The following is a 13562-nucleotide window of genomic DNA, read 5'->3' as shown; positions in this document are numbered from 1 at the left end:
GGACCGATCCGTCAGCGCGCCGGCACCGCAGCGTTCGGGCGCGCGCGCGGGGCGAGCAGCCGGCTGCCGCCCCACATCACGAGGATCGTCGCGACGAGCGTGATGAACATCAGGTGGATGTAGTGCAGCGGGCTCCAGACGAACGTGAACACTGCATAGAGCGCAACGCCGAACAGCAGCCCGCCGCGCAGCGCACGCGGGTCGAGGTTTGAGAACAGCACCGCGACGACGAACGCGGCGAGCACGGGCATCGAGTACAGCCCGTTGAGCTGCTGCAGCGTCGCGATGATGCTCTGCGAATGCTGATACAGCGGCACCATGGCCACCGAAACCACCGCGAACACGAGCGCGACGATCTGCCCGATGCGGCGTGCGTCCGCATTCGGGTTGATCTTCGCGAGGTGGATGTCGCAGGTGTACAACGCGGCCGCCGAGTTGAGGCACGAGTTGAAGCTCGACAGCACCGCGCCGGCGATGACGGCCGCGAACGCGCCGGACATCCACGCCGGCAGCACGTCGCCGACCAGCCGCCCGTAGGCGACGTCGCCGACATCCCCGTAAAGCTTGAACGCGATGATGCCCGGCAGCACGACAAGCGCCGGTGTGATGAGCTTGAACGCGGCAGCCGCGTAGATGCCCTTCTGCGCCTCGCGCACCGAGCCGGCGGCAAGCGCGCGCTGCGCGATCACCATGTTCGTGCCCCAGTAGAAGACGTGGATGAACACCATGCCGGTGAGCAGGGTGTGCCACGGGATATCCGAATCGTTGCCGCCGACCAGCGTCCAGCGCTCGGCCGGCACGCCGGACAGGTCCCAGCCCACCGCCTGCAACGCGAACAGCGTGACCGCGATGCCGAGCACGAGCAGGCCGAGCCCGTTGTAGGTGTCGGAGATCGCGATCGCGCGCAGGCCACCGAACGCGGCGTACGCCAGGCCGGCGAGCGCGAACAGCACGGCGATCGTGAGGATCGAAAGGTCCACGCCGAACATCGACTTCATGAACACCGCGCCCGTGTAGAGCACGACCGGCAGCAGGATGAACATGTAGCCGAGCAGGAACAGCACCGACACTGCGCGGCGCAGCCCCGGGTCCCCGAGGCGGCGTTCGAGCAACTCGGTCGTTGTCGTGCATTTGTAGCGGTAGTACATCGGCACGAGCACGTGGGCGAGGATCAAAAGGCCCGCGGCCGCGCCGAACTCCCACCACGCCACGAGCATCGCCTGGGCGCCGTTCATGCCGACGATCTGCTCGGCGCTGAGGTTGGTGAGCAGCAGCGAGCCGGCGATGAACGGCCAGGCCAGCGTGCCGCCGGCGAGGAAGAAGTCCTTGGACTCGTTCGCCCCGCGCGGTTCGCGGCGGCACCGCCACCAGGTGGCGAGCGCGACGAGCGCCGTAAGACCGAGGAAGACGGCAAGCTGGATCGGATCGATGCGCATCGCGTTGCTCCTGGGCGGCCGGCGTCGATCTTCGTGCGGCGCCGGCCGCCGCGCAATAAAAAAGGGCCCCCGCGGTTCGCTTGAACCGACAGGGGCCCCGGGGTCAGCCGTTTACGGCGTCGGTCGCGCTCAGAAGCGGTAGTTCAGGCCGAGCAGGTAGGTCCGGCCGTACTCGAAGTACTTGCGGGGGCGGTCCTCTCGGTTGTCGAAGCTGCCACGGAACGGCTCGTTCTCGAGGTTGTTGACCTGCAGCAGCAGCGACAGGTTCTCAAGCGGGCCTTCTTCGAACTGATAACCGAGCTGCAGGTCCGTGACGCCTTCGCCCTGGAATTCCTCGAATGCGCGGTCTCCGCCGAAGCCCTGCACTTCACCGAGGAAGCGCGAACGGCGCCGGTGGCTCACGCGAGCCGAGAAACCGAAGCGCTCGTAATAGACCGTCGCGTTCGAGATGTGCTTCGACAGGCCCGGGAACGTGATCGGGTCTTCGCCCTCGAACGGAATCACCTCGCTCTCGACGTACGAGTAGTTCGCCTGCATGCCGAACCCTTCAAGCGGCGCCCAGAACATATCGAACGGCAGCGACACAGCGAGCTCGTAGCCCTGCAGCTTGCCGCCATCGAGGTTCACAGGCGTCGTGTACGCGCCGATCGGGGATGCGGGCTGGGGGCCGGTGAAGCCGGGCGGGATCGGCAGCTGGCTGAAGTCGAACGGCGTCTGGACCTCGAGCACGTAGGTGCTGAAATCCTTGTAGAACACGCCGGCGCTGGCGTAGCCGCGGTTTTCAGCGAAGTACTTCTCGTACGAGAGGTCGTACGCGTAGGCCTCGTAGGGCAGCAGCTCCGGGTTGCCGCCGTTGCCTTCAAACACTACGCACGGTGCCGCAAGGCCGAGCGCCTGACAGGTGTCCTGATTGGTCTGGTTCGTGTTGATGGTGAAGCCTGCGTTTGCACGCAGGAAGTCCATGCGCGGGCGGGCGATCTGCTTGCCGGCGCCGAAGCGCACGAGCTGGTCGGCCGGCAGTTCGACGTTGAGGTTCAGGCTCGGCAGGTAATCGGTGTAGTTCGCGCCGCGTGTCGCCGGCTCATCGAGCGTGACGCCCTGGAACGTGGACACACCGCTGGAGCTCTGCTCGACGTTGATCGCCTGCACGCCGACGTTGCCGCGCACGCGGACCGCACCGACGTCGAAGTCGAGGTTGCCCTGCACGTAAGCGGTGACGATGCGCTCGTCGACCTCCCAGTTCTTCTGGTTGATGTCGCCGTTGTTGACGTTTGGACGGCGGAAATACAAGGAGTTGAACGCGGCGAGCGCGTCATAGCCGTAGAGGCCGCCGAGGTTCGCGAACGCGAAATCCGACTGAGTTCCGAACTGCGTCGGGATCGCGACTTCGGCGCCCTCCGTGCAGTCGGCACGCAGGCACAGGAAGTTCTCGTTGGAAGTGCGCGACTTCGTGCGCTCGCTGAGGTTCGCACCAAACTCCAAGCTGCTGAACACGCCTGACTCGAACGTGCGCTCCAGATCGAAACGCACCGAGTTGATCGTGTCGGTGACTTCGAAGTCCTTGATGTAACCGTCCTGGCCCCAGTCGCCGGCGTCGGTCAGGCGGAGAATGTTCGGATCCGCATAGTTGAAGCCGGTGTCGAGTTCGAAGTAGCCGTCCGGATTGAACGTGATGGCGGCGGTGTCACTGGTCCCCGCCGGCAAGCCGGCATACGTCTCGAGCAGACGCTCGTCGCGCGTGCCGCTCGACGTGCTGACGTCGACATTGAGCGTCCACGCTTCGCTGAGCTTGAGGTCGTGGTTCCAGCCCAGCGAGAACAGATCGTCCTTGGCTGCGTTGTAGTCGTTGCGCAGGACCGGACGAAAGTCGTCGAACGTCGCCTGCACCGCGGTGCCGTTGGCGTTGTTCGTGCGGCTGTCCGGCGCGCCCGGCGGGCCGAACACGAGGCCGAACTCCATGCCGCGCTTACGCTGGATCTTGTCGAACTTCGAATAGAACACATCGAGGCGCGTGGTGTAGATGTCGCTCGGCCTGAATTCGAGCACGCCGACAAAGCCGTCGCGCTCGTTCTCGGTGTCGTTCTCGTACAGCTTGCCGCCGCCGAGCACGCCGTTGTCGTAACCCCACGCCTCAAACTGGCTTTCCTGGATCGGGTTGTTCAAGCGCGCGTAGCCGAGCGCGAGGCCGACCGTATTGTCGGCGAACTGGTCGATGTAGGAAATGCTGAAGCGATTGCCGTATTCCTTGCCACCGCTCGCGTCGTTCATGTCGCCGCGCACGTTCACCGCAATCGCCTGCTCGCCGTATTCAAGCGGGCGCACCGTGCGCAGATCCACGGTGCCTGAGAGGCCCTGGCCGATCAGCGACGCGTCTTGGGTCTTGTAGACCACGACCTGGTGGATCAGCTCGGACGGGTACTGGTCGAACTCGACGCCGCGGTTGTTGCCGAGGCTCACCTGCTCGCGGCCGTTGAGCGTCGTCGTGGAGAAGTCGCCCGAGAAACCTCGGATGTTGATTTCCTGCGGGCGGCCGCCGAAGCGCTGCGCGGTCAGGCCCGGCAAACGGGCGATCGAGTCGGCGATCGAAGCATCGGGCAGCTTGCCAAGGTCTTCGGCGGAGATCGCTTCGACAATCGCGGTCTCGTCCTTCTTGGTGTCGATCGACTTTTCGATCGCGCTGCGAATGCCGGTGACCTGGACGCGGTCGAGCGTCGTCGCTGCGACTTCGGCTTCTGCGCTGACGGGATCTGCAGGCGGGGCCTGCACCTGCGCCTGGGCGCCCGAAGCGATCATCCATGTCGCCGAAGCGAGTGCGACGCTGAGCAGATTGCGTTTGAGAACCACGGTGCTACTCCCACTGCAAAGTTTGATGGACCGGCCGTGCGGCGCGGCCACGGAATCGGGGCGACAGCCCGGTGCAAAGCACGCACCGCGAGGGCGGATTGATGTTAATCCTCAGTTACGCGATGCAAGTTCCGCTGCAAACGTATTCATGCAATCAAGGGCGTTGTGCACTGCCGCAATGCTCACACGCGTGGAATAGTTTCTGCGGAGTTGCGCCTGCGCATTGCCCACTCGCCTCACCGAGGAACGTCCATGCCGAGTTCGGTTTTGCAGCGCGCGCGGCGGGCACTGTCTGTGCAGCGTCTCGTGTTATCCGCGGCGCTCGCGGTCGCCGCGCCGGTTGCAGTGGCGGCCGGTGCACTGCACGTGCCGTCGCCAGATTGGCGCGACGCAGTGATCTATTTCGCGATGATCGATCGCTTTGACGATGGCGACGCGTCGAACAACGACCAGGGCGCCGGCGAATTCGATCCGCGCGACGGCGCGCGCTACAGCGGCGGCGATCTCGCGGGCCTGACTCGACGCCTCGATTACATCAAAGGCCTCGGTGCGAGCGCGCTGTGGATCACGCCGCCGGTGGAGCACCAGTGGTGGAACACCGCGACGCGCTACGGCGGTTACCACGGCTATTGGGCGCACGACTTCAAGCGCATCGACCCGCACTTCGGCATGCTGGCCGACTACCGCGCGCTCTCGAAGGCGCTGCACGCGCGCGGCATGCACCTCGTGCAGGACGTCGTGGTCAACCACGTGGCGAATTACACCGGGTATGTCGGCGACTGGAATTCGCGCGAACCAGCTCGGCATTTCGTCGTGCATCCGGCGGCCGACGGGCGCACGGCGCCCGCGCGCGCGCCGTTCGCGCTCAATGACGTGCGCAACCCCGCGCACCGCGCCGCGGACGTGTACCACTGGACGCCGGACATCCGTGACTACGCGGACCGCACGCAGGAACTCGATTGGCAACTTGCCGGGCTCGATGACCTGAACACCGAGAACCCGGCGGTGCGGGCCGCGCTGCGCGACGTGTACGGCTTTTGGATCCGCGAGGCCGGGGTCGATGCGTTCCGCGTGGACACCGCGTTACACGTGCCGGCGGCGTTCTTTCCCGACTTCCTGCACGCGGACGACGCGCAGGCGCCGGGCGTCGCGCGTGTCGCCGCCGAGACCGGGCGCGCGGATTTTCTTTCGTTCGGCGAAGGCTTCGGCACGGACAAACCGTTCGACGAGGCGCAGGCGCGCAAGCTCGACGCGTACATGCGCACGCCCGGCGGTTTGCCGTCGATGATCAATTTCCCGCTGTACGGCAGCCTCGGTGACGTGTTCGCCCGCGGGCGCCCCACCGCGCAGCTGGCGCACCGCATTGAATCAACGATGCGCGTGCACGCGGATCCGTGGCGGATGCCGAACTTCGTCGACAACCATGACGTCGACCGATTCCTCGCCGGCGGCACCGAGCCCGCGCTCAAGCAGGCGCTGCTCGCGACGCTGACCTTGCCCGGCATCCCGGTGATCTATTACGGCACCGAGCAGGGGTTTACTGACCAGCGTGCCGCGATGTTCGCCGGCGGCTACCGCAGCGGCGGCCGCGATCGCTTCGACACGCAGGCGCCGCTGTATCGCTACCTGCGCGATGCGATCGCGCTGCGCCGCGGCTACCCGGTGTTCTCGCGCGGCACGCCGACCGTGCTTGCGTCGAACGGCGCGGACGCCGGCGCGATCGCGTGGCGGCTCGATTACGACCCGACGCGCGACGTCCGCGCAGCGCCGGGCGAGCGCACCGCCTCGACCGCGCTGATCGTGCTCAATAGCGCCGACGTGCCGGTGCTGCTGGACCGCCTCGACACGCGCCTGCCGCCCGGCACCGTGCTCGAAGGCGTGTTCGCAATCGACGGCGCGGACGAGCGCGCGGTCGTCGCGGCCGACGGCACGCTCACGCGCGTGCTGCCGCCGCGCAGTGGCTCGGTGTGGCGCGTGTCGGACGCGCGCGCGGCGGCGGCCGCGATGCCCGCCGGCCCCACGATCGACCCGCTCAAGGACGCGACGGTGCGCGCGGACTTCGAGGTGCGCGGCGCAGCGCCGGGCATGCGCGCGGTGCAAGTAGTTGTCGACGGGCGGCTTGATCGTGCGCAGACGGTGCCCGTCGAGGCCGACGGCCGCTGGCAGGCGCGCGTGCGCACGGGGGATTTCGTCGATCCGGCGCTCGAGCACCGCGTCGTCGCGTTCGATCCCGCCCGCGGCCTCGTGTCGAGCGCACAGACGTTCCGCGTCGAGCCCGCGTGGCGGCTCGCAGCCGACCGCGCCGACCCGCGCGACGACGACCGCGGCCGGACCGGTCGCTACCTGTACCCGAACGACGCCGGCTGGCGCGACGTGCGCCCGGCCGACGTCGAGCGCGTGCGCGCGTGGACCGCGAACGGCGCATTGCGTGTCGAAGTCACCATGCGTGCCCTGAGCCGCGCCTGGAACCCCGCGAACGGCTTCGACCATGTCGTGCTCACCGGCTTCGTCGAGCTGCCCGGCCAGAACGGCGGCAGCACGACGATGCCGCTGCAGAACGCATCACTGCCGGACGGGATGCGCTGGCACCGGCGTTGGCGGGCGCACGGCTGGTCGAACGCGCTGTTTGCGCACGACGGGGCATCTCCCACGCACGAGGGCGCGGCGCTGACCCCGGTGGCCGATCTGGCCGTCGGCGCGGACGCGCGCACGCTGACCTTCACGTTTCCGGCGCGATCGCTCGGCGACGCGCACATGCTCGACGGTGCGCGCGTGCACATCACCACATGGGACTACGACGGCGGCTACAGGCCGCTGGCGCCCGAGGCCGGTGCAGCCGCGTTCGGCGGCGCGGCGGCCGACGCGCCGAAGATCATGGACAGCGCCACGGTGACGCTCGCGCCCGGTTCCTGAATGCGGCTTGACGGGTGCCTCGCACCCGCGGGGCCATGCTGGCATCGACGCCGGCTGCGGGGCAGCAGCCGACAGGAGCCGACGATGACCGATTTCGACGACGCGTTGCAGCGTCTGCAGGCCCTGATCCAGACCGGTGACGTGCGTGGCGCACTCGCGGTGCTCAATGCGCGCACCGGGCACCGGTTTACGGCCCTCTACCGGTTCGACGACGACGTGCTGCGCAATGTGTGGTTCTTCGACCGGGAGCAGCCCGAGCGCGAAGCGGTCGAGGCGATGCCGGTGCGCGCGTCGTACTGCGTGTTCGTGCGCGACCGGCGCGCGACATTTCGCGTCGATGACGCCGACACCGACGACCGCGTCGCCGACCATCCCAAGCGCGACCAGATCCGCGCGTACTGCGGCGTGCCGCTGCTCGACGATGCGGGCCGCATGTTCGGCACTGTTTGCCACTTCGATTACCGGCCGCTTCGCATCAGCGACGAGAACATCGCGTTGATGGAGGCGCTGGCCCCGCTGCTGCAGCGTTACTCGGCAAACGCGGGCGAGTGCGAGGTCGACGATGCGGCCCTCGCGCTGGGCGAGGCCGCGTGCACCTCGGGGCCAAGCGCGAACCGACCGCCGCTCTCCGCGCCTTAGCGGGCGGCGCATGCGGCGGATAGATCGTTGGCGGCGCCACGTGCGGCCCCGCTGCGGCCGATGGTTCGCGCTGCCGAATCACACACCGCAGTGGATGACGGCGCTCGCGCGCGAGCGGTCCGGCCCGCGTCCTCAGGCCGTGAGCGGACTGGAGCCCACGAAAAAGCCGTTGAGCGACAGACGACCCGTGCGCGGGTCGTCGCGCAGCAGATCCGGCCGGCGGATATCGCCGCTGTGGAAGATCGTGCCGCTGTAGGCAATAAGCCGGTTGAACCGCGCGGGCACGGTGGCAACGCGCTGGAACCAGGCATTCGACTCGACCATGTAGCCCGGCGCGATGCCGTGGCTCGCTTCGAACTGCGCCGCGGACATCGACGCCGAATCGCGCATCAGCGCGGCGATCTCCTCGATCGGCCGGCGCGGCATGTAGAAGCTCGTGCCGCCGAGCGCAGGGTCGTCGAACAGGTAGAGCACTGAGGCGACGATGCGCTGGCCGGGTTGGGTTTCGAGGCGGTCGACGTGGCAGATCGATTGCCGCGGCTGCAGCGTGTGCGGCGGATAGGTGGTCAGCGACAGCCGCGCGGTCGCGCGCTGCACGCGGCGCAGCCCGAGGCGGTCGCGCAGGTGCAGCGAGAACCAGCGCTCGAGTGACTGCACGACGGACTCGGGCAGGCGCAGTTCCGGGCCCGGATAGGCGTTGTGCGGCGCATCCACGAACTGCGCGCGCTGCGCAGCTGCGAACTCGACGAGGCGCTCGGGTTCGAGCAGCGCGTCGTCGACCACCCAGCCGGTGAACGTCGGGGTGATCGCGAACGCTTCGATGCGCGGGCGGGGGTTGAACACAGGCGGCTCAGTGAGGCGTGCGAGCGAGCATGACCGCGCACGCGGGGCGTGGGGCCGGCCGTCGATCATGCATGCCGGCACCCTGCGTCACAGCGCGCGGAAGCGGATTGCCTGCCCGCCGCCGGGCGCGAGCCACAGCGACAGCGTATCGCCGCGGCGCACCTGCTTTTTCTCGACGGTAAACGCGTGCGGGTTCGTCTTCCAGTCTGCGCCCTCGCCGTCGCGGTAGATCTGCGCCTCGTAGCGGCGGCCGGCGTCGAGGAAGTCGAGCGGCAGGCTCAGCGTGCGCGCCTGCTCGTCGGTGACCGCACCCACGAACCAGTCGTCGCCGCCGCGCTGCTTACGGGCGATCGTTACAAAGTCGGCCGGCTCGCCGTTGATCACGCGCGTGTCCTCCCAGTCCACGGGCACGTCCTTGATGAAGTGGAACGCGTCCGGGTATTGCTCATAGTGCTCGGGCAGGTCGGCGGCCATCTGGATCGGGCTGTAGAGCACGACGTACTGCGCGAGTTGCTTGGCGAGCGTGGAGTGGAACACCTGTCCATTGCGGCCCTTGAGGCTGACCACGCCGGGCGTGAAGTCCATCGGGCCCGCGAGCAGGCGCGTGAACACGAGCATCGTCTCGTGCTCGGGCGGATTGCCGGGGTTGCCCCAGGCGTTGTATTCCATGCCACGTGCGCCTTCGCGCGAGACCCAGTTCGGGTAGGTGCGGCGCAGGCCGGTGTCCTTGATCGGCTCGTGCGCGTTGATCGCGATGCGGTGCTTCGCGGCCTCCTTGACGACACGCAGGTGGTGGTTGCTCATCCACTGCCCGTCGTGCCACTCGCGCAGCACGGGACCGTCGGCCACGTCCTGCCGCTCGATCTGGCCCGCGTCGCAGACGTAACCGGTCTTGACCGCGTCGACGCCGTTGCGCGCATACAGGGCGAACGCGTCGCTGAGCTGCCGCTCGTAATGGCTCACCGCGCAGCCGGTCTCGTGGTGGCCGATTAGGTGCACGCCGCGGTCTTTTGCATAGCGGCCGAGTTCTTCGATGTCGAAATCCGGCGTGGCCTTCGTGAAGTCGAAGCCCCAGCCGTTCGCGAACCACTGCCCGTCCCAGCCCGGGTTCCAGCCTTCGACGAGCACGCCGCGGAAGCCGTGCTTGGCGGCGAAGTCGATGTAGCGCTTGGTCTCGGCGGTCGTCGCGCCGTGCTTGTCGCCGCTCGCCCAGCTCTGCGTCTCCAAGTGCAGCGACCACCAGATGCCGAGGTATTTGTGCGGCTCGACCCAGCTCACGTCGCCGAGCGCATTCGGCTCGTTGAGGTTGAGGATCAGGCTCGACTCGACGAGGCCACCCGCGCGGTTACTGATCGTGAGCGTGCGCCAGGGCGTGTGGAACGGCGCGGTGCGGCGCACCTTCCAACCTTCGCTGCCGGGCGAGAGCTGCGCCTTGAGGCGGCGGCCTTCGACGCGCTGCAGCCACATGCCCGCGTAGTCCACGAGCGCGGCTTCATGGAACGACACGTAGACGCCGTCATCGGTGCGGATCGTCATCGGCGTGTGCGCGCGGCCGACTTCGCTGAGCGGCGTGGTGTTGTAGAGGTACTCGTAGCGGTTCCACTCTCCCGCCGGGATCCACCACGCGGTCGCCGGGCGCGCGACGTCGAACTCGGTCAGCTCCTCGGTGATACGCACGTCCTGGAACTGCGGCTGGTCGGGAAATTCGTAGCGGAAGCCGATGCCGTCATCGAACACCCGGAACACGACGTCGATGTCGCGCTTGAGATTGATCTTCTCGGTGAAGCGTGTGCGCAGTTCGTTGTAGCGGTTGCGCGTGAGGCGGCGTTCGCCCCAGGGCTGCTCCCAGGTCTCGTCGAAACTGCGCGTGGCCTGCGAGGTGAACGCGAGATCGCGCTGCAGCTGCTCGGCGTTCTGGAACAGGAAGCCCAGGCGGGAGGTGTTGATCAGCGGCTTGCCTTCGCGCAGCACGCGGTAGCCGATGCGGCCGTCGTCCAGATCGAGCTCGACGCGCAGCGTCTTGTCGGGCGATTCGACGCTCGCAACCGTGGCGGCCATGGCCGGGGAGTACGCGAATGTGAGTGCGAGGAGCGCAAGAACGGGCAGGCGGAACGGACGCGAAGGCTTCATCGACAGGCTCACTCGATCACGAAGACGACGGCCGTGCGGCCGGGGATGGACAGGCGCCCGTCGGCGGCAAGGCGAGCATCTCGCGCGCGCTCGTCGGCGCCCGGCTGCAACGCCGGGTGCAGCGCCCAGCGCTTGCCGGCTTGGGTGGGCAGGTCGAGCGCGCGCGCCTCGGGCGCGACGTTGATCGCGTAGAGCACTTCGCGGAAGTTCGCGTCAGCGTGGCCTTCGCCGTCGAGGTGTCCGACGATCACGGTCGGCTCCTGCGCAGGCCCGGTGTTGAGGAAGGTCAGGCGCTGCTGCACCTCCTCGGCCGTGCGCAGCCGCAGCAGCGGCGTGCTCGCACGCACGCGCAGCCAATCGTGCACCGCATCGCGCGTCCATTCGATCTCGCGCTGCGTGGGCTTGATCGACGCATCGCGCAGCACTGGCGCGAGCAGCGCCCAGTCCTTCTCGCCCTCCTCGGCTTTTGGCAAACCCGCCGCGAAGCCGTTGTCGGCGTACGTCCAGTCGAGGCGGTTGAACCAGTCGCCCGAGTCGAAGCTGTTGCGATCGAGCGACTTGCTGCGCAGCACCTCCTGCCCGGCATGCAGATAGGCGACACCCTGGCTTAGCGCGACAAGCGCGGTGCCGAGCGCCTGCACGCGGGCGCGGTCTTCGCGGCTCGTGCCGGCCGGCAGTCGCAACGCATTGAGGTCGAACAGCGTGAGGTTGTCGTGGTTCTCGGTGTAGTTGACAACTTCACCGGGCGTGGTCGCGTAGCCGGCCGGCTGGCCCTTGTAGTCGAGCTGCGACAGCGGCGCGGTGCGGCCGTCGGCGAACGTCATCGTGTAATCGCGCAGCGTGCCGGCCAGGCCCGCGCGCACGAGGTCGGCCGCGTGCAGCAGATCGCCTCGTGCGCGGTTTGGATCGGCATGTGCGTTCGGCGCGTAGACGAGGCCGTTGAGCCAGCCCTGCTGGGTGAGCAGGTCGCGGCCGGCGTCGCAGCAGCCGCCACCGCGGATCGCATCGCGCGCGCGATCGGAGAACGTCGCGATGCCGGTGCCGTCGAGCTCGCCCTGCGCGGCCTGCACGAAGCGCGCGTTGTTCGCGACCTCGCCGAAGTCCCACCCCTCGCCGATCAGTGGAATCGTGCGGTCGCCCTCGCGTTCGAGCCGCGCCTGGGTCGCCTGCATCGCCGCGCGCGGCTGGTGGCCCATGAGGTCGAAGCGAAATGAGTCGATGCCGTACTCGCGCACCCACAGCGCGACCGAGTCGACCATGAGCTTTTCCATCATCGCGTGCTCGGTCGCGGTGTTGTCGCAGCAGGTCGAGCGCTCGACAACGCCGTTCGCGTCGAGCCGGTGGTAGTAGCCGGGCACGATGCGGTCGAGCACCGAACTCGGCGCCTGGCCCGAGGTCGTGGTGTGGTTGTAGACCACGTCCATGCCCACGCGCAGGCCCGCCGCATGCAGCGCCTGCACCATGCGGCGGAACTCGCGGATGCGCACCGCGCCGTCGCGCGCGTCGGTCGCGTAGCTGCCTTCGGGTGCGTTGAAGTGGTACGGGTCGTAGCCCCAGTTGAAGCAGTCGCGCGCGGCGACCGTCTGCACCGCGGCCTGCTGGGCGGGACTGTCGGGCGCGGCGTTGGGGACCTCCGGCGTGACGCAGCCGGTCTCGGGCACGGTCGCGATGTCGAACACCGGCAGCAGATGCAGGTCGGTGAGGCCGGCCTCGTGCAGCCCGCGAAGATGGCGCATGCCGTTCGAGGTCGCGTGAGTGAAGCCGAGGTACGTGCCGCGGTGTTCGGCCGGAACGGTGGCGTCGCCCATCGAGAAATCGCGCACGTGCAACTCGTAAACCGCCATGTCGGTCAGCGCCGCTGGCGCGTCGGGGCGTGCATGGCCGCGCCAGCCGTCCGGGGCGAGCGCGGGGTCGTCGAGGTTCGCGATATAGCTGCGCGTCGAATCGGCCGTGAGGCTCACCGAGTATGGGTCGGTCACGCGATTGCGCACGAGGCCGGTGCCGGGCACGTGCAGGTCGACGAGGTAGGTGTAATAGCGCCCGCGCTGATCGCCCGGCACCGCGGCCGACCACGTGCCGGTCGCGGCGTCGCGCTGCAGCGGCAGGGCGCTCGTCGCAGGCCCAGTGCCGCCGTCGTACAGGCACAGCGCGACCGCCTGTGCTGTGGGCGCCCACAGCACCATGCGGGCGGCTTCGTCGTCGACGTGCAGGCCCAGCTCGATGTCGCGCGCGGCGGCATACACCTCGTCGAGCCGACCGGGATGTTGCACATGCGTCGCATCGAGCACGCGGCCACGCGTGTCCTCGTGCACGAGCCACCACTGGCCGGGTTCGTTCAAAGTGACTTCGCGCGCGGCCTCGGGCGCGAGGCGCAGCGTCGCGCCGTCGCCGATGAACCCAAAGCGCGTGCGTAGCGCCTCGGGCACGCTTGCGCCAGGGGTGAGCGCGAACGCGCGCGCCGCGCCGCGCACGGGACCGCCAGCGGCGGCCTGAAGCGTCGCCTCGGGCGAATGCACGAGCCGGTAGCGCCCGTCAGCGGGCTTGCCGGGCCACTGCAGCCACTGCGCATCGAGCCAATACGCTCGGGCATCGGTGCGGGCATCGGCGACCGGCGCGAGCGTGCGAGCCGGCGCGGGCGCGTCGCAGTCGGCGGTCGACATCGCATGGGCGGGCAGCGCGAGCGCGGTGGCGAGCGCACTGAATACGTATCCAGCGACGCACATTCGCGATCGCGGGTGCGCGGCCGGGCCAGAATGG

Annotated in this window: 7 protein-coding genes; 2 read left to right on the top strand and 5 right to left on the bottom strand. The window is 68.4% G+C overall.

Translation table 11 applies throughout. From position 1 onward, the window contains the following. Positions 1 to 11 precede the first annotated feature (11 nt). Both IE075_RS09790 and IE075_RS09785 read right to left on the bottom strand, forming a co-directional pair. Positions 12 to 1436, bottom strand: coding sequence for a solute:sodium symporter family transporter (locus IE075_RS09790; protein ID WP_189455987.1), 1425 nt, complete (start codon positions 1434 to 1436; stop codon positions 12 to 14). A 129-nt stretch (positions 1437 to 1565) separates the two neighbouring features. After that, complete coding sequence (locus tag IE075_RS09785) at positions 1566 to 4280, bottom strand: TonB-dependent receptor (protein ID WP_189455985.1); 2715 nt, start codon at positions 4278 to 4280, stop codon at positions 1566 to 1568. A 252-nt stretch (positions 4281 to 4532) separates the two neighbouring features. Between IE075_RS09785 and IE075_RS09780 the strand changes: the two genes are divergently transcribed. Together IE075_RS09780 and IE075_RS09775 are read left to right on the top strand one after the other, a co-directional pair. Beyond that, on the top strand, positions 4533 to 7193 hold the full coding sequence (locus IE075_RS09780) for an alpha-amylase family glycosyl hydrolase (protein WP_189455983.1): 2661 nt from the start codon (positions 4533 to 4535) through the stop codon (positions 7191 to 7193). An 84-nt stretch (positions 7194 to 7277) separates the two neighbouring features. Further along, on the top strand, positions 7278 to 7832 hold the full coding sequence (locus IE075_RS09775) for a GAF domain-containing protein (protein WP_189455981.1): 555 nt from the start codon (positions 7278 to 7280) through the stop codon (positions 7830 to 7832). Between the two features lie 132 nt (positions 7833 to 7964). On the opposite strand, the gene IE075_RS09770 is transcribed toward IE075_RS09775, so the two are convergent. The 3 genes from IE075_RS09770 to IE075_RS09760 form a co-directional block, all read right to left on the bottom strand. Continuing rightward, on the bottom strand, positions 7965 to 8675 hold the full coding sequence (locus tag IE075_RS09770) for a DUF6445 family protein (protein WP_189455979.1): 711 nt from the start codon (positions 8673 to 8675) through the stop codon (positions 7965 to 7967). 87 nt (positions 8676 to 8762) lie between these two features. After that, positions 8763 to 10805 carry a glycoside hydrolase family 97 protein gene (locus IE075_RS09765; protein WP_189455977.1) on the bottom strand — a complete coding sequence of 681 codons (2043 nt, stop codon included), beginning with the start codon at positions 10803 to 10805 and terminating at the stop codon, positions 8763 to 8765. 8 nt (positions 10806 to 10813) lie between these two features. After that, positions 10814 to 13528, bottom strand: a complete 2715-nt coding sequence (locus IE075_RS09760) for an alpha-1,6-glucosidase domain-containing protein (protein ID WP_189455975.1) — start codon at positions 13526 to 13528, stop codon at positions 10814 to 10816. Between the last annotated feature and the right edge of the window lie 34 nt (positions 13529 to 13562).

Source organism: Cognatilysobacter bugurensis, assembly GCF_014652095.1.
Classification (GTDB): domain Bacteria; phylum Pseudomonadota; class Gammaproteobacteria; order Xanthomonadales; family Xanthomonadaceae; genus Cognatilysobacter; species Cognatilysobacter bugurensis.
Note: the sequence above shows the minus strand (reverse complement) of the source record. Positions and strands in the feature narration are given on the sequence as shown.